This is a genomic window from Streptomyces sp. NBC_01142, from assembly GCF_026341125.1.
Taxonomy (GTDB): domain Bacteria; phylum Actinomycetota; class Actinomycetes; order Streptomycetales; family Streptomycetaceae; genus Streptomyces.
The window spans coordinates 451,704-468,763 of record NZ_JAPEOR010000001.1 but is presented as its reverse complement, the minus strand read 5'-3'; the positions used below and the strand labels follow the sequence as shown (position 1 = coordinate 468,763).

20 protein-coding genes are annotated in these 17,060 nt (G+C 71.5%); 3 read left to right on the top strand and 17 right to left on the bottom strand.

The window, feature by feature from the left end; translation table 11 throughout:
* Positions 1-8 precede the first annotated feature (8 nt).
* The 7 genes from OG883_RS02405 to tsaB all read right to left on the bottom strand — a co-directional run bounded on the left by OG883_RS02405 (position 9) and on the right by tsaB (position 3,819).
* Positions 9-365 carry a YciI family protein gene (locus OG883_RS02405; RefSeq protein WP_266534247.1) on the bottom strand — a complete coding sequence of 119 codons (357 nt, stop codon included), beginning with the start codon at positions 363-365 and terminating at the stop codon, positions 9-11.
* 164 nt (positions 366-529) lie between these two features.
* A complete protein-coding gene (locus OG883_RS02400; RefSeq protein WP_266534244.1) occupies positions 530-802 on the bottom strand; it encodes a hypothetical protein in 273 nt (90 codons plus the stop codon).
* Positions 799-1,152 (bottom strand): hypothetical protein, encoded by a 354-nt coding sequence (locus OG883_RS02395; protein WP_266534240.1) that lies wholly within the window; start codon positions 1,150-1,152, stop codon positions 799-801. Before OG883_RS02395 ends, OG883_RS02400 begins: the two co-directional genes overlap by 4 nt.
* 144 nt (positions 1,153-1,296) lie before the next feature.
* A complete protein-coding gene (locus tag OG883_RS02390; RefSeq protein WP_266534237.1) occupies positions 1,297-1,578 on the bottom strand; it encodes a hypothetical protein in 282 nt (93 codons plus the stop codon).
* Complete coding sequence (gene tsaD, locus OG883_RS02385; protein WP_266534234.1) at positions 1,575-2,672, bottom strand: tRNA (adenosine(37)-N6)-threonylcarbamoyltransferase complex transferase subunit TsaD; 1,098 nt, start codon at positions 2,670-2,672, stop codon at positions 1,575-1,577. Before tsaD ends, OG883_RS02390 begins: the two co-directional genes overlap by 4 nt.
* A complete protein-coding gene (gene rimI, locus OG883_RS02380; RefSeq protein WP_266541165.1) occupies positions 2,672-3,136 on the bottom strand; it encodes a ribosomal protein S18-alanine N-acetyltransferase in 465 nt (154 codons plus the stop codon). The genes tsaD and rimI overlap by 1 nt, the downstream gene beginning before the upstream one ends.
* Before the next feature lie 29 nt (positions 3,137-3,165).
* A complete protein-coding gene (gene tsaB / locus OG883_RS02375) occupies positions 3,166-3,819 on the bottom strand; it encodes a tRNA (adenosine(37)-N6)-threonylcarbamoyltransferase complex dimerization subunit type 1 TsaB (protein ID WP_266534231.1) in 654 nt (217 codons plus the stop codon).
* Positions 3,820-3,924: 105 nt separating this feature from the next.
* On the opposite strand from tsaB, the gene OG883_RS02370 reads away from it, so the two are divergent.
* Positions 3,925-4,485, top strand: a complete 561-nt coding sequence (locus tag OG883_RS02370; RefSeq protein ID WP_266534228.1) for a L,D-transpeptidase — start codon at positions 3,925-3,927, stop codon at positions 4,483-4,485.
* A gap of 149 nt (positions 4,486-4,634) precedes the next feature.
* Here the strand turns inward: OG883_RS02370 and OG883_RS02365 are convergent, their stop codons facing one another.
* The 7 genes from OG883_RS02365 to glmS all read right to left on the bottom strand — a co-directional run bounded on the left by OG883_RS02365 (position 4,635) and on the right by glmS (position 12,216).
* Complete coding sequence (locus tag OG883_RS02365) at positions 4,635-4,820, bottom strand: hypothetical protein (protein ID WP_266534225.1); 186 nt, start codon at positions 4,818-4,820, stop codon at positions 4,635-4,637.
* Positions 4,821-4,987: 167 nt separating this feature from the next.
* A complete protein-coding gene (gene tsaE, locus OG883_RS02360; RefSeq protein WP_266534223.1) occupies positions 4,988-5,527 on the bottom strand; it encodes a tRNA (adenosine(37)-N6)-threonylcarbamoyltransferase complex ATPase subunit type 1 TsaE in 540 nt (179 codons plus the stop codon).
* Positions 5,499-6,725, bottom strand: a complete 1,227-nt coding sequence (locus OG883_RS02355; protein WP_266534220.1) for an alpha/beta fold hydrolase — start codon at positions 6,723-6,725, stop codon at positions 5,499-5,501. The genes tsaE and OG883_RS02355 overlap by 29 nt, the downstream gene beginning before the upstream one ends.
* A gap of 10 nt (positions 6,726-6,735) precedes the next feature.
* Entirely contained in the window at positions 6,736-7,887 is a 1,152-nt protein-coding gene (gene alr, locus OG883_RS02350; protein ID WP_266534217.1) for an alanine racemase, read from the bottom strand.
* Positions 7,888-8,297: 410 nt separating this feature from the next.
* Positions 8,298-9,734 carry an NAD(P)H-hydrate dehydratase gene (locus OG883_RS02345; protein ID WP_266534214.1) on the bottom strand — a complete coding sequence of 479 codons (1,437 nt, stop codon included), beginning with the start codon at positions 9,732-9,734 and terminating at the stop codon, positions 8,298-8,300.
* A 219-nt stretch (positions 9,735-9,953) separates the two neighbouring features.
* Entirely contained in the window at positions 9,954-10,322 is a 369-nt protein-coding gene (locus OG883_RS02340; protein ID WP_266534211.1) for a holo-ACP synthase, read from the bottom strand.
* Between the two features lie 46 nt (positions 10,323-10,368).
* Entirely contained in the window at positions 10,369-12,216 is a 1,848-nt protein-coding gene (gene glmS / locus OG883_RS02335) for a glutamine--fructose-6-phosphate transaminase (isomerizing) (RefSeq protein ID WP_266534208.1), read from the bottom strand.
* A gap of 74 nt (positions 12,217-12,290) precedes the next feature.
* Between glmS and coaA the strand changes: the two genes are divergently transcribed.
* Positions 12,291-13,283 (top strand): type I pantothenate kinase, encoded by a 993-nt coding sequence (coaA, locus tag OG883_RS02330; RefSeq protein WP_266534205.1) that lies wholly within the window; start codon positions 12,291-12,293, stop codon positions 13,281-13,283.
* A 53-nt stretch (positions 13,284-13,336) separates the two neighbouring features.
* Positions 13,337-14,290, top strand: coding sequence for a DUF389 domain-containing protein (locus tag OG883_RS02325; protein ID WP_266534202.1), 954 nt, complete (start codon positions 13,337-13,339; stop codon positions 14,288-14,290).
* An 84-nt stretch (positions 14,291-14,374) separates the two neighbouring features.
* On the opposite strand, the gene glmM is transcribed toward OG883_RS02325, so the two are convergent.
* From glmM to rplM, 3 genes are all read right to left on the bottom strand, one after another.
* Positions 14,375-15,733 carry a phosphoglucosamine mutase gene (gene glmM / locus OG883_RS02320; RefSeq protein WP_266534198.1) on the bottom strand — a complete coding sequence of 453 codons (1,359 nt, stop codon included), beginning with the start codon at positions 15,731-15,733 and terminating at the stop codon, positions 14,375-14,377.
* Between the two features lie 143 nt (positions 15,734-15,876).
* Positions 15,877-16,377, bottom strand: a complete 501-nt coding sequence (rpsI, locus tag OG883_RS02315) for a 30S ribosomal protein S9 (RefSeq protein ID WP_266541163.1) — start codon at positions 16,375-16,377, stop codon at positions 15,877-15,879.
* Between the two features lie 80 nt (positions 16,378-16,457).
* Entirely contained in the window at positions 16,458-16,901 is a 444-nt protein-coding gene (gene rplM, locus OG883_RS02310; RefSeq protein ID WP_266534195.1) for a 50S ribosomal protein L13, read from the bottom strand.
* Positions 16,902-17,060 lie beyond the last annotated feature (159 nt).

Here is a 17,060-nt window from a genome sequence, read left to right as displayed (position 1 = left end):
CGGCCCGGTCAGCCCTCGGCGATCTCGCGGACCTCGCAGGTGACCGACCACTGCTTCGGGTGGATCTCCAGGAAGCGCTTGGCCCATTCGAGGGCCTCGGCCTTGTCCTTGCACTGCATGATGGCGTAGCCGCCGATGACTTCCTTGCTCTCGGTGAAGGGCCCGTCGGTGTAGGACAGCTTGCCGTCGGACCAGGTCACGCGGGTGCCGTCGGAGGTCGGGGTGAGCCCCGCCGTGTCCAGCATGACCCCGGCCTTGGTGATCTCCTCCAGCAGCTTGCCCATGCGCTCGCCGAAGTCCTCGGGGAATTCCTCCCCGGCGAGCTCGTTCTCGTTCACACGGACCATCGACAGGAAGCGCGGCATGGTGACTCCTCGGGTCGGGAGAGCGGGGCCGTTCCCCGCCTCTCACCCCTGCGTCGAACGGGAGACGGCCGGATCGACATCGTCACCAGGATTCTTCTGAGATTCTTTCGCCGCGGCCACCGGTACGGCCCCGTCCTGTCCTGTCCGTTCCGGAGACGGATCCGTCACAGGCTTTCGAACGGCGGGATGATTCTCACGACGACGATCAGCTGCGCCCGCGGTGCGGCGAGAAAGTAGAACCAGCCGCCTGCCGCGTCCATCCGCCGCAAGCCTCCCGGCCTCGGCCCTTCACCAAACTCCGTGACATCGACGCCCACTCCGGCGAGTTCCACAAGCTGCCCGGCAAGCCGCTCGACTTCCGATACAACGGTGCCCGGAAGCCCTCCTGCCACATGTGCGTAGTCCGGGTCGTACTCCCAGCGCCAGCGATCGCTCACCGCATGCCCTGCGCCACCGCGGCCCGGGCTTCGTCGAGAATGCGGCCGATCTCGGCGGCAGCCCGCCGGGCCTCTTGTGCGTCCGCTGTCGTGGCCTGTCCCTCCAGTGCGGCGAACCTGGCCGCCAGGCGCGGCTGACGCTGGATCTGCACGTACACCGACCAGTGCGCGGTGAAGCGCTGCAGCGGCGCGAGGTCCGAGCCCAGTCGGGCCTGATCGGCGGCCTGATCCAACTCCCGAGTGAACGCGGGCAGGGCAGCCGGAGCGATCTGGGCGACCGCCTGACGCAGTGCGGCGACGGTCGTCGGAGGCTGCGGAATCAGCGGCTGCTCGGAGGCGCTGGCAGTCATATGTTCTCCCACGGACCGGATTCTGTGCCTTCCGCCAGCCTACCGAGCGGAATTGCCGAACCGTCATCCGATCGGGCGACCCGACACGGCAGTCCTGGCGCTCGTGAACGTATCGCCCCTGCCGCGCGGGCCTGCGCGGCCCTCCTAGAGGCGCGGCTCCTGGCGCTGTTCGTCGAGTGACTCGAAGCGCCAGCGGTGCACCGCCCGGGTGATCAGATCGGCGGCCGGTTCGGGGAGTTCGGGCAGTTCGGCGCGCGCGCCGGGCGCTTCCCACCACGTGATGACCAGGACCCGGTCCCCGGCGGCGCGGAAGGTCTCCCGGCGCAGCGGATCGCGCGCCAGTTCCTGGGCGCGGGCCCATTCCAGCAGCTCCGCGCCCCGGCCCTGCACAGCGCGGGCCTCCCACATCAGCGCGACGACGGTCATGAGTAGAGATTGTCCTTGCTGATCTCGTGCACATGGTCGTGCGAAGGGACAGCGCCCGGCACATGCGGGTCCGTCACCGGCAGCGAGGAGTCCGCGGACAGCTCCCAGTCCGAGGCCGGCCGGTTGCGGGCCACCATCTCCGCGCCCAGCGCCGCGACCATCGCGCCGTTGTCCGTGCACAGCCCCGGCCGCGGCACTCGCAGCCGGATTCCCGCACGCTCGCACCGCTCCAGGGCGAGCGCCCGCAGCCGGGAGTTGGCCGCCACTCCCCCGCCGATCATGAGATGGTCCACGCCCTGGTCCTTGCAGGCGCGCACCGCCTTGCGGGTCAGCACATCGACGACCGCCTCCTGGAAGGATGCCGCCACATCCCGTACCGGCACCTCCTCGCCCGCGGCCCGCTTCGCCTCGATCCAGCGCGCCACCGAGGTCTTGAGCCCGGAGAAGGAGAAGTCGTACGCCGCGTCCCGTGATCCGCTCAGTCCGCGCGGGAACGCGATCGCCGACGGATCGCCCTCCTTCGCCAGCCGGTCGATCACCGGTCCGCCGGGGAAGCCGAGGTCGAGCACCCGCGCGATCTTGTCGAAGGCCTCGCCGGCCGCGTCGTCGATCGTCGCGCCCATCGGCCGTACGTCCGACGTGATGTCGGGCGCGAGCAGCAGCGACGAGTGACCGCCGGAGACGAGCAGCGCCATCGTCGGCTCGGGCAGCTTCCCGTGCTCCAACTGGTCGACGCAGATGTGCGAGGCGAGGTGGTTGACCCCGTACAGCGGCTTGTTCAGCGCGTACGCGTACGCCTTCGCCGCCGAGACACCGACCAGCAGCGCACCGGCCAGACCGGGGCCTGCCGTCACCGCGATGCCGTCCAGGTCGCGCGCCGAGACGCCCGCCTCCTTCAGGGCGCGCTCGATGGTCGGCACCATCGCCTCCAGGTGCGCGCGCGAGGCGATCTCGGGGACCACACCGCCGAAGCGGGCGTGCGCGTCCACACTGGACGCGATCGCGTCGGCGAGCAGGGTCGTACCGCGGACGATGCCGACGCCGGTCTCGTCGCAGGAGGTCTCGATGCCGAGTACGAGCGGTTCGTCAGCCATCAGTGAGTCTCTGTTCCTTGTACGTGAAGCCGCATGACGAGGGCGTCGATATTGCCCGGCTGGTAGTAGCCGCGGCGGAATCCGATGGGCTCGAAGCCGAAGCGCTCGTACAGCTTCTGGGCCCTGGTGTTGTCCACGCGCACTTCGAGGAGCACCTCGTCGCACTCGAAGGCGGTGGCGTGCTGGAGCAGGTCGGTCAGCAGCCGGGACCCCAGTCCCGTGCCCCACTGGCTGCGGGCGACAGCGATGGTCTGTACGTCTCCGAGGCCGCCGGCCGCCGCAAGGCCCGCGTACCCGACGATCTCCCCGCCGGGCCCGCCGTCCTCGGCCACCACATAGCGGCGGGTGGCCCGCGGGCCGCGCGCATGGGCGAGCTCGGACCAGAACATCCCGGCCGACCAGGCGTCCTCGGGGAACAGCACCTGCTCGATCGCGAGCACCGGCTCCAGGTCCCACCAGCGCATCTCGCGCAGCACCGCAGTCGCTGACACGGTCACTTGGGGGTGACCACCTTGTAGTTCTTGGGCACCTGGGCGTCGGGCCGGCGCAGATACAGCGGCAGCGGCGGCAGGAAGTCCTCCCCCGCGGCCAGCTTCTCGACGGCCAGCGCCGCCAGCGCCCCGGCCGAGACGTGCTCGGGCTCGCGGGCGTCCGGGAACGTCCCGGGGTAGAGCAGCGCACCGGCCCCGACGGCGGGCAGGCCCGCGACCTGCTCCGCGATATCGGCGGGCCGGTCTACGGCGGGCTCGCTCACCCGCGTACGGAAGGAGTCGTACCGCGCCCAGTAGACCTCCTTGCGGCGCGCGTCCGTCGCGACCACGAAGGGCTCCTCCAGACCGGAGGCGTACGCGAGCCCGTCCAGCGTGCACAGGCCGTGCACCGGCACCCCCAGCGCCGAGCCGAAGGTCGAGGCCGTGACCAGGCCGACGCGCAGTCCGGTGTACGGGCCGGGGCCGACCCCGACCACCACAGCGGTGACGGCGTCGAGTTTCACCCCGGCCTCGGCGAGAACGCGGTCGACGGCGGGCAGCAGCAGTTCCCCGTGGCGGCGTGCGTCGACGCGAGAGGACTCGGCGACGACGGAGCGGCCGTCGTGGAGGGCGGCGGTGACGGCGGGCGTGGCGGTATCAACGGCGAGCAAGAGCACGCAAACAGCCTACGGCTCCGGCGCCCCAGCCACGGCGCCCTGTCGGACCGTACGCCTGCTGCTACCGTCACCACGGATACGTACGTACGAAAGGTGGGGCGCACGGTGTCACGGAGCAGCTCGGGACTGGTGGCCGGGCTCACGGCGGCCGCTCTGGCCGTTGTCGGCTTCCTCGCCTACCAGGCGCAGACGAGCGACTCCGACCAGCTCGGCAAGCCAAGGACTCCGCAGGCGGTCCCCTCCGCGCAGGCCTCCGGCGACCCCCTGCACAAGTCCAAGAACCCGCAGGTGGTGCCCGCGGACTCGGGCGCGGGTGTGCGCGTCGTGTACTCGCTGTCCGAGCGGCGCGTGTGGCTGGTGGGTGCGAAGGGGAAGCTGAAGCGGACCTTCGAGGTCATGCCGTCGACGGTGACCCCGCGGCCCGGTACGTACAAGGTGACCTCGCGGTCCAGGAGCGTGGCCGGATCGGACGGGGTGCAGGTCGAGCACGTGGTGCGGTTCACGACGATCGACGAGGTGTCGGTCGGCTTCAGCGCGGCGGTGGACGGGTCGATGGCGAGCCCGGACCCGGAGCGGAAGACCGGCGGCGTACGGATGAAGCGGGCGGACGGCAACGCGGTGTGGACGTTCGCGACGGTCGACTCGAAGGTTGTCGTCATCCCGTAGCGCGGACCGAAGCGCTGCCCGGGATCCCGTAGCGCGGACCGGACGCTGTCCGGGACCCCGCAACGCCGGCCGGAACACTGCCCGGGATCCCGTAGCGCCGGCCGGAACACTGCCCGAACGGATTACTGCCCGCTGCGGGCCCGCAAGGGTTACGCGGCGTCGCGCCGCGCGGCAGGCTCCTGCTCTTCGTCGAGACGGTCGAGCCGTTTCTCGCGAGGCGGAGTCGAGACCGCGCTGGCCGCCGCGCACGACGCGAGCAGATCACGCATCGACAGGACCGACTGCTGAGGCAGCGACGGCTGCCGTGGGTGCGTTTCGCGCTCGGATGCCGACATGGACGCCTCCTGGGCTCCGGGGGCAGGCGTGGTTAGGTAGACCTAACCAGGTCTCCGTACCATGTGACCATGCGTGGCACGGCCGACGCAACATTTTCCCGACGTCTTGTCGGAATGTACACACGAGAGACGGTCAGGCGCGGCACCCAGGCCCCGGACCGGGCCGGTCAGGCCTCCGCCGCCGTGAGGTCCACCGCGGACCAGCGCGCGCCGAATCCGGTCAGGGTGACCTCGCGGCGGTCGTCGTCCGTGTCCCCGACCACCCGGTGGATCAGCACATGCAGCCGATCGTCCGACAGATCCTCGACCTTGCCGTCGCCCCACTCCACGACCACCACCGACTCCGGCAGCGAGACATCGAGGTCGAGGTCCTCCATCTCGTCGAGCCCGCCGCCCAGCCGGTACGCGTCCACATGGACCAGGGCGGGGCCGCCGGTCAGCGAGGGGTGGACGCGGGCGATGACGAAGGTCGGGGAGGTGACGGCGCCGCGGACCCCCAGGCCCTCCCCCAGGCCGCGGGTCAGCGTCGTCTTGCCCGCGCCCAGCTCGCCGGTGAGCATCACCAGATCGCCGGGACGCAGCAGTTTCGCGAGCCGACGGCCCAGCTCCTGCATCTGCTCGGGGGACTCCACGGCAAGACGGGCGGTGCTGGCCGTGCCGGCCGTGCGGGCGGTGCTCTCAGCCGCCGGGCTGTGCGGTGCTTCCATACGGGCCAACGTTAGCCGCTGCCGGGACCGCGCCGACCCGGGCCAGCAGGTCGGCCAGCCGGTCCGTGACGACCTCGGGGTGCTCCAGCATCACCAGATGTCCGCCGTCCGGCACGATCACCAGTTCCGAGTCGGGGAGTATGTCCGCGATCGCCTCGCTGTGCGAACTCGGCGTGACGAGGTCCTTGTCCCCGGCCAGGACCAGCGCCGGGACCTCGAGGAAGACGGCGAGCGCCTCGGCCTTGTCGTGCTCGGCGAAGGCCGGGTAGAACTCGGCGACCACATCGATCGGGGTCGACTCGATGAGCCGCTCCGCGAACCGTGCCACCGCCGGGTCCACGTCCTTGGACGAGAACGAATACCGCTTGATCATGCCCGCGAACAGGTCGGCGGTGGCCCGGCGGCCCCGCTCGACCAGCTCGGCCTGGGAGCCGAGCGCCCTGAGCACGCCGGGCAGCACACGCCGCAGGGCGTTCACCCCCGCGACCGGCAGCCCGTAGTTGACCTCGCCGAGCTTTCCGCACGAGGTGCCGACGAAGGCGACCCCGACGATCCGTTCCCGTACCAGCTCGGGGAACTGGTCGGCGAGCGCCATCATCGTCATGCCGCCCATGGAGTGGCCGACGAGCACCAGCGGGCCGTCCGGCGCGGCCGCGTCGATCACTGCCTTGAGGTCGCGGCCCAGCTGGTCGATGGAGACCGGCACGGCGTCCGGGCCCGACTGCGAGGCGCCCCTGGCCGAGCGGCCGTGGCTGCGCTGGTCCCAGTGCACCGTGCGCACCAGACCGCGCAGGGCGGCGCGCTGGAAGTGCCAGGAGTCCTGGCTCAGGCAGTAGCCGTGGCTGAAGACGACCGTGACCGGCGCGGGGGTCTTGCGGCCGAAGAGCCGGCGGCGGCGCGGGGCCCCGGCGTCCGGGTCGACCTCGTCGGTCTCGTAGTAGATGTGCGTGCCGTCGTCGGCGAGCACCTTGCCGGGAGTGCCGCGCAGTGCGCCGTACGGCCCCGATGCGTCCAGCGCGAGCCGCGCCTTCTTGCGCATGCCGCGGCCGACCGTGAGCCGTTCGACCGCGACGCCCGCGGCCGCACCGGCCGCGATCACGCCTATCGCGGCGCCGGCGATGCCCGCCCGACGCCAGTTGCCCGCAGTGGCTGCCGCCGCGGCGGCTGCCACTGCGTCCCCCGTGCTGGTCTCGCTCACCGTGCCACTCCTACTCGTCGGGGTCCTCGTGGAGATAGACGCGCGGAACCCTCGTTCCGATGCGGGTGACGATCTCGTATGCAATGGTGCCCGCGGCCTGGGCCCAGTCCTCCGCGGTCGGCTCGCCCCGGTCGCCCGGTCCGAACAGCACCGCTTCGGTGCCCTCCGCGACCTTGTCACCGCCGAGGTCCACCACGAACTGGTCCATCGCCACCCGGCCCGCGACCCGGCGCCGCGCGTCGCCGACCAGGACCGGGCCACGGTCCGAGGCATGGCGCGGGATGCCGTCCGCGTACCCGAGGGGGATGAGGCCGAGCGTGGTCTCCTGCGAGGTGACGTAGTGATGTCCGTAACTGACGCCGTGCCCCGCCGGGACCTGCTTGACCAGGGCGACGGAGGCGGAGAGCGTCATGACGGGACGGAGGCCCAGCTCCTCGTGGGTGCCGAGCTCGGGGCTGGGCGAGATGCCGTAGATCGCGATGCCGGTCCGTACGAGATCGAAGTGCGCTTCCGGGAGTGTCAGCGTCGCCGGAGAGTTCGCCATGTGCCGGACCTCGGGCACGATGCCCGCCTTCTCGGCGTACGTCACCACGTCGCGGAAGACGTCGAGCTGCGCGGCGATCGAGGGGTGGCCGGGCTCGTCGGCACAGGCGAAGTGCGACCAGAGGCCGGTGACCTTCACGGTGCCCTCGGCCTCGGCGGCGCGCGCGGCGCCGACCAGCTCGGCCCAGTCGGCGGGCTGACAGCCGTTACGCCCGAGGCCGGTGTCGGCCTTGAGCTGGATACGGGCGGGGCGCCCGGCCTCCCGGGCGGCGGCGGTGACCTCCTCGAGGGCCCACATGGCGCTCACGGACATGTCGAGACCGGCCTCGATGCCCTCGCGCCAGGGCCCGCCGGGCGTCCACAGCCAGCACATGATCCGCCCCTGGATCCCGGCGGCGCGCAGCGCGAGCGCCTCTTGCGGCGTGGCCGTCCCGAGCCAGGTGGCGCCGGCTTCGCGGGCGGCCCTGGCGCAGGGCACCATGCCGTGGCCGTACGCGTTCGACTTCACGACGGCCATCAGGGCAGCCCGAGGAGCGCGGGCACGCAGGGCACGCACATTGGCGCGCAGGGCCGCGAGGTCGATCTCGGCACGGGCTCGGAGCGGCAGCGTCTGACTCATCGCGCCCAGTGTCTCAGAGCCGTACGACAACGCTCGTACAAGGAGGCCCGGGTTCCCCGAGCCCGGGTGGGCGGGCCGAGGACGGGCGGGCGCAGCCGGGCGGGGTGACGGATTGCGCCGGCCGGGGGAACGCCGAACACGGCAACCACCGGGCGCACGCACCTGCCTGGCCGCGCGCGGGACCGGCCGGTGGCCCGGCACGTCACCGGGCGGACAGGGGTGGACCGGCCGGGTCACAGACCCGGCACGCGGCACGTCACCGGGCCGCGGGGCGAGGCCAAGGCCGCAGCGGCGTGCGCGAGGCCCGAAGCAGCCGGACCCGCGGCCAACGGGCCCTCGTGATCCCACCGGGCCGAGCGCTCTCCCCCGGCGCGGACGGGCAGCCCGGCCCGGCCGCCCCCGCCCGCGTGTCACTCCTGGACGTCGCGCCACGCCGACGGCAGCGCCGCGGCCACCTCGTACGCCGTGATCGGCATGCCCTCCGCCGCCGCGTGGCGGGCCGCCAGGCCGTGCAGATAGGCCGCCGCCGACCCCGCGTCCCGGGCGTCGAGACCCGACGCCAGCAGGGAGCCCGCGAGGCCCGAGAGCACGTCGCCGCTGCCCGCCGTGGCCAGCCAGGGGGTGCCCATCGGATTGACCCGGACCGGGGAGCGGCCCCCGTCCGGCGCGGCGACCAGGGTCGTCGAACCCTTGAGCAGCACCGTGGCTCCGTAGCGCGACGCCAGTTCCCGTACGGACGCGAGCCGCGCGGACTCCACCTCCTCGCGCGATACACCGAGCAGCGCCGCCGCCTCCCCGGCGTGCGGGGTGAGCAGCGTCGGCGCGTCACGGCCCCGTACCGTCGCCACGTCCAGCAGCCGCAGCCCGTCCGCGTCGATCAGCACCGGCACGTCGGAGGCCAGCACGTCCCGTACCGCATCGGCCTCGTCACCCAGCCCCGGGCCGGCCACCCACGCCTGGACCCGGCCCGCCTTCGACGGCGGCCCGCTGTGCACCAGGGCCTCCGGGAAGCGGGCGATCACCGCTTCGGCCGCGGGGCCGACGTACCGCACCGCGCCGGCACCGCCGCGCAGCCCGCCCGCCACCGCCAGCACCGCCGCGCCCGGATAGCGCGCGGACCCGGCGACGACGCCGACGACGCCCCGCCGGTACTTGTCGCTCTCCGCGGCCGGCACCGGCAGCATCCGTGCCACGTCGGCGTGCTGGAGGGCCTCGAGATCGGGTACGGACGGCAGATGGTCCTCCAGACCGATACCGACGAGCCGTACCGTCCCCGCGTACTCCCGTGCCGGGTCGATCAGCAGCCCCGGTTTGTACGTACCGAACGTCACCGTCGCATCCGCGTGCAGGGCCTCGCCCCGCACCTCCCCGGTGTCCGCCTCGACCCCGCTGGGCAGGTCGACGGCGACGACGACGGCGTTGGACCCGCGCGCGGCACGCACCACCGGCACCGCGTCGGGCCGCAGCCCGCCGCGCCCGCCGATCCCGGTGACGCCGTCCATGACCAGGTCCGCGGCGGCGAGCACCTCGAACGGGTCGTCCGCGACCTGCCCGCCGGCGCCGAGCAGCGCCGCGAGCCCGCCCTCGTGAGCGCGCGAACCCAGGAGCACTGCGGACACCCCGGCGCCGCGCCGCGCGAGGCGGGCCCCCGCGTACAGCGCGTCGCCGCCGTTGTCACCGCTCCCGACGAGCAGGACGACTCTCGCTCCGTACACCCGGCCGAGCAGTGCGGCACAGGCCGCGGCCAGTCCGGCGGCCGCGCGCTGCATGAGCGCGCCCTCCGGCAGCCGCGCCATCAGCTCGGCCTCCGCGTTCCTGACGGTCTCCACGCTGTACGCAGTACGCATGCCCCCGAGTCTGCCGCACCGGGCGCGCCCTCGCCCGTCCCCGCCCCGCGCAGCCCAAATCGGCTGCGCGGACACCGGGTTGACGCACCTTCAGGGCCGAACCCCGACGCGCGGCCGGGAACGGACCTTGACGCACGGCCGGGGCCGGACCCCGGCCTCGTGGGCTGACCCACCTTCAGCGCCGGACATCGAAGGACGGCCAGGGCCGTGACCCCGGGCCTACCCCTCCGCGATCACCACCGCCGACGCGACCCCCGCGTCATGACTCAGCGAGACGTGCCACGACCGCACCCCGAGCACCGCCGCCCGTGCCGCCACCGTCCCGTGCACCCGCAGCCGGGGCTGCCCGCTGCCCTCGACGTACACCTCGGCGTCGGTCCAGAGCAGCCCGCTCGGCGCGCCCAGCGCCTTGGCCACCGCTTCCTTCGCGGCGAACCGCGCGGCGAGGGAGGCGTACCCCCGCCGCTCCCCGCTCGGCAGCAGCAACTCCCGCTCCAGAAAAAGCCGATCGGCCAACCCCGGCGTACGCCGTATCGACGCGGCGAACCGCTCGATCTCCGCGACGTCGATCCCCACCCCGATGATCATCCGACAGTGCCCCCTGCGCTCATGGTCCGGCTTGCGTTCGCCGCGTTCACTCCACCGTCACCGACTTCGCCAGGTTCCGCGGCTGGTCGACCTCGTTGCCGCGCGCCGTCGCCAGCTCGCACGCGAAGACCTGCAGCGGCACGGTCGCGACCAGCGGCTGCAGCAGCACCGGCGTCGCCGGAATCCGGATCAGGTGATCCGCGTACGGCACCACCGACTCGTCCCCCTCCTCCGCGATCACGATCGTCCGCGCTCCCCGCGCCCGGATCTCCTGGATATTGGAGACGATCTTGTCGTGCAGTACGGACCGCCCGCGCGGCGACGGCACGACGACGACCACCGGCAGATCCTCCTCGATCAGCGCGATCGGCCCGTGCTTGAGCTCACCCGCCGCGAAGCCCTCCGCGTGCATGTACGCCAGCTCCTTGAGCTTGAGCGCGCCCTCCAGCGCCACCGGGTAGCCCACGTGCCGGCCCAGGAACAGCACCGTGTTCTTGTCGGCGAGCGAGCGGGCCAGCTCCCGCACCGGCTCCATGGTCTCCAGGACCTGCTCGACCTCGTCCGAGATCCGCGCCAGGTCCCGGATGACGGCCTGGATCTCGTCGCCCCACTTGGTGCCGCGCACCTGCCCCAGATACAGAGCCACCAGATAGCAGGCCACCAACTGCGTCAGAAAGGCCTTGGTCGACGCGACCGCGACCTCGGGCCCGGCGTGCGTGTACAGCACGGCGTCCGACTCACGCGGAATCGTGGACCCATTGGTGTTGCAGATGGCGAGCACCCTCGCGCCCTGCTCGCGCGCGTGCCGCAACGCCATCAGCGTGTCCATCGTCTCGCCGGACTGCGAGATGGCGATCACCAGCGTCTGCTGGTCCAGGATCGGGTCCCGGTAGCGGAACTCACTGGCCAGTTCCACCTCGCACGGGATACGGGTCCAGTGCTCGATGGCGTACTTGGCGATCAGCCCCGCGTGGAAGGCCGTCCCGCACGCCACGATGACGACCTTGTTCGCCTCCCGCAGCACGGACACCGGGATCCGCACCTCGTCCAGCCTCAGCGACCCCTCCGCGTCGATGCGGCCCAGCAGAGTGTCGGCGACCGCCTTCGGCTGCTCCGCGATCTCCTTGAGCATGAAGTAGTCGTAGCCACCCTTCTCGGCGGCCGAGGCGTCCCAGTCCACGTGGTACGACCGCACCTCGGCGGGCGCCCCGTCGAAGTCGGTGACCGTCACACCGTCCCGGCGCAGCTCCACGACCTGGTCCTGCCCCAGCTCGATGGCCGACCGGGTGTGGGCGATGAACGCCGCCACGTCCGAGGCGAGGAAGGACTCGCCGTCGCCGACGCCGACCACCAGCGGGGAGTTGCGCCGCGCGCCCACCACCACATCCGGCTCGTCCGCGTGCACCGCGACCAGCGTGAAGGCGCCGTCCAGCTGTCGGCACACCTGCCGCATCGACTCCGCCAGGTCGCCGCACGAGGAGAACGACTCGGCGAGCAGATGCGCCACGACCTCCGTGTCGGTCTCCGACTCCAGATCGTGACCGCGCTCGGTCAATTCGGCCCGCAGCGCCGCGAAGTTCTCGATGATGCCGTTGTGCACGACGGCGACGCGCCCCGCGTTGTCCAGATGAGGATGGGCATTGGCGTCGGTCGGCCCGCCGTGCGTGGCCCACCGGGTGTGCCCGATGCCGGTGGACCCGGTCGGCAGCGGCCGGTCCACCAGCTCCTTCTCCAGGTTGACGAGCTTGCCCGCCTTCTTGGACGCGGCCAGCCCGCCGTCGGCGAGTACCGCGACTCCGGCCGAGTCGTAGCCCCGGTACTCGAGCCGCTTGAGGCCCGCGATGACCACATCAAGCGCCGACTGTCCGCCGACGTAACCCACGATTCCGCACATGTCGGCAGCCTACGGCCGCTGCGCGTGACCGAGCACACCACCCACAAGCGCCGCCCACCCCCGACAATGTGTACGTGATCTCTTCGCCGCCACGAAGCGCCCACCGCCGGGCCGACGCGTCGACTCCCTACGTCGACCTGACCCGCGCGGAGTGGAGCGCCCTGCGCGACAAAACGCCGCTCCCCCTCACCGCCGAGGAGGTCGAACGGCTGCGCGGCCTCGGCGACGTCATCGACCTGGACGAGGTACGGGACGTCTACCTCCCGCTCTCCCGCCTGCTCAATCTGTACGTACAGGCCACGGCCGGGCTGCGGGGGGCGCTCAACACCTTCCTCGGCGACGCCGGGAACGGCCATGGCGAGCAGCGCGGCACCCCCTTCGTCATAGGAGTCGCCGGCTCCGTCGCGGTCGGCAAATCCACCGTCGCCCGTGTCCTGCAGGCCATGCTGGCCCGCTGGCCCGAGCACCCGCGCGTCGAGCTGGTCACCACCGACGGCTTCCTGCTCCCGATGAAGGAGCTGCAGTCCCGCGGCCTGACGTCGCGCAAGGGCTTCCCCGAGTCGTACGACCGCCGGGCCCTGACCCGCTTCGTCGCCGACATCAAGGCCGGCAAGGACGAGGTCACCGCACCCGTCTACTCCCACTTGATCTACGACATCGTGCCGGGCGAGCGCCTCACGGTCCGCCGTCCCGACATCCTGATCGTCGAGGGCCTGAACGTTCTCCAGCCGGCCCTCCCCGGCCAGGACGGCCGCACCCGCGTGGGCCTCGCCGACTACTTCGACTTCAGTGTGTATGTGGACGCACGGCCCGAGGACATCGAGACCTGGTACCTCAACCGCTTCCGCAAGCTGCGCGAGACCGCCTTCCAGAACCCCTTCTCGTACTTCACGAAGTACACCCAGGTCTCCGAGGAGGAGGCTCTGGACTACGCCCGTACGATGTGGCGCACGATCAACAAGCCCAATCTTCTGGAGAATGTGGCACCCACGCGCGGCCGTGCCACGCTGGTGCTGCGCAAGGGCCCCGACCACAAGGTCCAGCGCCTGTCCCTGCGCAAGCTCTGAGGACCGAACTCCGAGGGCTGCGTCCGCCCCGAGGACTCCAAGGAGCCGCCGGCGTGCTGCATCTGCGTCTGATCATCCCGGCCGACCGCACCGCCGAGGTGGTCCAGCTCGTCGAGAAGACCGTGGGCACGGCGCACCTGGCGGTCTTCCCCGGCGCGGCCCTCGATCCCCGGGGCGACCTGGTGATGTGCGATGTGGCGCGCGAGGCCGGAGACGAGCTGATCGGCGGCCTGCGCTCGCTCGGCATCGACGAGTCCGGCTCGATCGCCGTCGAGAACATCGAGCTGTCGCTGTCCCGGCACGCCGACCAGGCGGAGGAACAGGCTCCGGGCGAGGGCGTGGACGCGGTGCTCTGGGAGCACCTGGAGGACGCGACCCACGAGGAGTCGACGCTCTCGGTCACCTACCTCGCGTTCCTGGCGCTGGCAACGATGATCGCGGCCTGCGGTGTGGTGCTCGACAACGCGATCCTGATCGTGGGCGCGATGGCGGTGGGCCCGGAGTTCGGCCCGCTGGCCGGCGTCTGTACGGCACTGGTGCAGCGCGCCCCGCGGCTGGCGTGGCGCTCGTTCGTGGCACTGATCGCGGGCTTCGCCGTGGCCATGCTGGTGACGGTGGCCTTCAGTTACTTCATGAACCTGGTGGGCCTCTTCGAGCAGGCGATGCTGGAGGCGGAGCGCCCCAACACCGGTTTCATCTACCGCCCGGACTGGTTCTCGTTCGTCGTGGCGGTCCTGGCGGGCACGGCCGGCATGCTCTCGCTGACGTCGGCGAGGTCGGGGCCGCTGGTGGGGGTCGCGATCTCGGTCACCACGGTCCCGGCGGCGGCGAACGCGGCGGTGGCGTTCAGCTACCAGGAGTACCAGCAGGCGTGGGGCTCGGCTGAGCAGCTGCTGCTGAACCTGCTGGGCATCGTGCTGGCGGGCACGCTGACCCTGGTGACGCAGAAGTACCTGTGGGCGAAGCACCGGGAACGTGTGAAGACGTCGCGCCGGACCTCGCGCTAGACCTCGCGCCACGCCTCGCTCCCGTACGCGAAAACGCCGCCCGGCCCCCGTGGGGGCCGAGCGGCGTCCTGATCACTTCCGGGGTCAGCCGAGCGCGGACTTCACCACGTCGGCCAGCCGCCCGGCCACCGAGCGGGCCTGCTCGATGTCGGCGGCCTCGACCATGACCCGTACCAGCGGCTCCGTACCCGAAGAACGCAGCAGTACGCGGCCGGTGGCGCCCAGCTCGCGCTCCGCCTCGGCGACGGCGGTGGCCAGCTCCGCGGAGGTCTGCACCCGGGACTTGTCCACGTCCCGCACATTGATGAGCACCTGCGGCAGCCGCTCCATCACCCCGGTCAGCTCGGCGAGCGAGCGGCCGGTCGCGGCGACACGGGCCGCCAGCATCAGGCCGGTGAGGGTGCCGTCGCCGGTCGTCGCGTGGTCGAGCACGATCACGTGCCCGGACTGCTCGCCGCCCAGCGCGTACCCCTCGGCCTTCATCGACTCCAGGACGTACCGGTCGCCGACGGCGGTCTGCACCATGTGCACGCCCTCGCGCTCCATCGCCAGCTTGAAGCCGAGGTTGGACATGACGGTGGCGACAACGGTGTCCCCGCGCAGTGTCCCGGCTTCCCGCATGGCGAGCGCCAGCACGGCGAGGATCTGGTCGCCGTCGACCTCGTTGCCCGCGCCGTCCACGGCGAGGCAGCGGTCGGCGTCGCCGTCGTGCGCGATACCGAGGTCGGCGCCGTGCTCGAGGACGGCGGCCTTCAGCAGGTCCAGGTGGGTGGACCCGCAGCCGTCGTTGATGTTGAGCCCGTCCGGCTCGGCGCCGATGGTGACGACGTCCGCACCGGCCTGCGCAAAGGCCTCGGGCGAGACCCGGGAGGCCGCACCGTGCGCCTCGTCGAGGACGACCTTCAGCCCGTCGAGCCGGTTCGGCAGTACGGCGATGAGGTGCGCGACGTACTTGTCGGAGCCCTCGTCGTAGTCGGTCACCCGGCCCACACCCGCGCCGGTCGGCCGCTCCCACGGCTCACCGGTCCGGTGCTGCTCGTACACGGTCTCGATGCGGTCCTCGAGCTCGTCCGCCAGCTTGTGCCCGCCGCGCGCGAAGAATTTGATGCCGTTGTCCGGCATGGCGTTGTGGCTCGCGGAGAGCATCACACCGAGGTCGGCGCCCAGCGCGCCGGTGAGGTACGCCACCGCGGGGGTGGGCAGCACGCCGACGCGCAGCACGTCCACGCCCGCGCTCGCGAGGCCCGCCACGACGGCGGCCTCCAGGAACTCCCCGGATGCGCGGGGGTCACGTCCGACCACCGCCGTCGGCCGATGGCCCGCGAATGTGCCGGCCTCGCCGAGCACATGCGCCGCTGCGACCGAGAGACCGAGCGCAAGCTCCGCCGTCAGGTCCGCATTGGCGACACCGCGCACACCGTCCGTGCCGAAGAGTCGTCCCACAGCTGTCCTCCGAGAATGCTCCGAAAATCCAGGCCTCTGGGCGTCCAGGCCCGTTATACGCCCGAGGTGGTCCATAAACGAACGCCCCGGCGGCACTGAGTGCCGCCGGGGCGAACGAAAAGCCGTACAGGCCAGCGTGCGATTTAGCGCTTGCTGTACTGCGGGGCCTTGCGGGCCTTCTTGAGACCGGCCTTCTTGCGCTCGACCGCACGGTCGTCGCGGGAGAGGAAGCCGGCCTTCTTCAGCGGGGCGCGGTTGTTGTCCACGTCCGCCTCGTTCAGGGCGCGGGCCACGCCGAGGCGCAGGGCACCGGCCTGACCCGAGACGCCGCCACCCGAGATGCGGGCGATGACGTCGTAGCGGTTGTCGAGCTCGAGCACCTTGAAGGGCTCGTTGACTTCCTGCTGGTGCACCTTGTTGGGGAAGTACTCCTCAAGGGTGCGACCGTTGATCTTCCACTTGCCGGTGCCCGGAACGATCCGGACGCGGGCGATGGCGTTCTTGCGACGGCCAAGGCCGGCCGCGGGCTGCGGGTCGCCGAAGCGGGAGGCCAGCGACTCGCTGGTGTACTCACCCTCGACGGGAACCTCCGACTCGAAGGTGGTCACCTCGGCGAAGGTCTCTTCGGCCTCGGTGCCCGCCACGTCGTCGGCGGTCGTCTCTGCAGTGGTCTCGGCCACGATTCTCCTCAGATCTTTCTGTACGTCTTAGGGGGTGGCCGGAACTACTGCGCGACCTGGGTGATCTCGAACGGGACCGGCTGCTGAGCAGCGTGCGGGTGCTCGGCGCCCGCGTAGATCTTCAGCTTCGAGAGCATCTGACGGCCCAGGGTGTTCTTGGGGATCATGCCCTTGATGGCCTTCTCCACAGCCTTCTCCGGGCTCTTGGCGAGAAGCTCGTCGTAGCGGACCGAGCGGAGACCACCCGGGTAGCCGGAGTGGCGGTACGCCATCTTCTGGGTCTTCTTGTTGCCGGAAAGGTGAACCTTCTCGGCGTTGACGATGATGACGAAGTCGCCCATGTCCATGTGGGGGGCGTAGATCGGCTTGTGCTTGCCCCGGAGGAGGTTCGCTGCCGTAGTCGCCAGACGGCCCAGGACGATGTCCTGCGCGTCGATGATGTGCCACTGGCGCGTGACATCGCCGGGCTTGGGGCTGTACGTACGCACGGTCGTAGCCTTCGCTTCTTCGGTGGATGGGTTCCAGACACACGAAATCCTCTGAAGCGATCATGCAGCTGGGGCTCACAATGCCGGGGACGAAGCCCGTATGCGAGCCACTGGAAACTGCTCCAGGGAACCTACGTAAGGGCCCTTCGCGTGAGAACG

What these genes read in the sequence shown, in the direction of transcription:
- tsaD (WP_266534234.1), bottom strand. Translation starts at nt 2,672, where the DNA reads ATGGCTGACGAACCGCTCGTACTCGGCATCGAGACCTCCTGCGACGAG.
- OG883_RS02395 (WP_266534240.1), bottom strand. Translation starts at nt 1,152, where the DNA reads ATGACTGCCAGCGCCTCCGAGCAGCCGCTGATTCCGCAGCCTCCGACG.
- tsaE (WP_266534223.1), bottom strand. Translation starts at nt 5,527, where the DNA reads ATGGAAGCACCGCACAGCCCGGCGGCTGAGAGCACCGCCCGCACGGCC.
- OG883_RS02405 (WP_266534247.1), bottom strand. Translation starts at nt 365, where the DNA reads ATGCCGCGCTTCCTGTCGATGGTCCGTGTGAACGAGAACGAGCTCGCC.
- alr (WP_266534217.1), bottom strand. Translation starts at nt 7,887, where the DNA reads ATGAGTCAGACGCTGCCGCTCCGAGCCCGTGCCGAGATCGACCTCGCG.
- glmS (WP_266534208.1), bottom strand. Translation starts at nt 12,216, where the DNA reads ATGTGCGGAATCGTGGGTTACGTCGGCGGACAGTCGGCGCTTGATGTG.
- OG883_RS02340 (WP_266534211.1), bottom strand. Translation starts at nt 10,322, where the DNA reads ATGATCATCGGGGTGGGGATCGACGTCGCGGAGATCGAGCGGTTCGCC.
- OG883_RS02390 (WP_266534237.1), bottom strand. Translation starts at nt 1,578, where the DNA reads ATGACCGTCGTCGCGCTGATGTGGGAGGCCCGCGCTGTGCAGGGCCGG.
- rimI (WP_266541165.1), bottom strand. Translation starts at nt 3,136, where the DNA reads ATGCGCTGGTGGGACCTGGAGCCGGTGCTCGCGATCGAGCAGGTGCTG.
- OG883_RS02365 (WP_266534225.1), bottom strand. Translation starts at nt 4,820, where the DNA reads ATGTCGGCATCCGAGCGCGAAACGCACCCACGGCAGCCGTCGCTGCCT.
- OG883_RS02345 (WP_266534214.1), bottom strand. Translation starts at nt 9,734, where the DNA reads ATGCGTACTGCGTACAGCGTGGAGACCGTCAGGAACGCGGAGGCCGAG.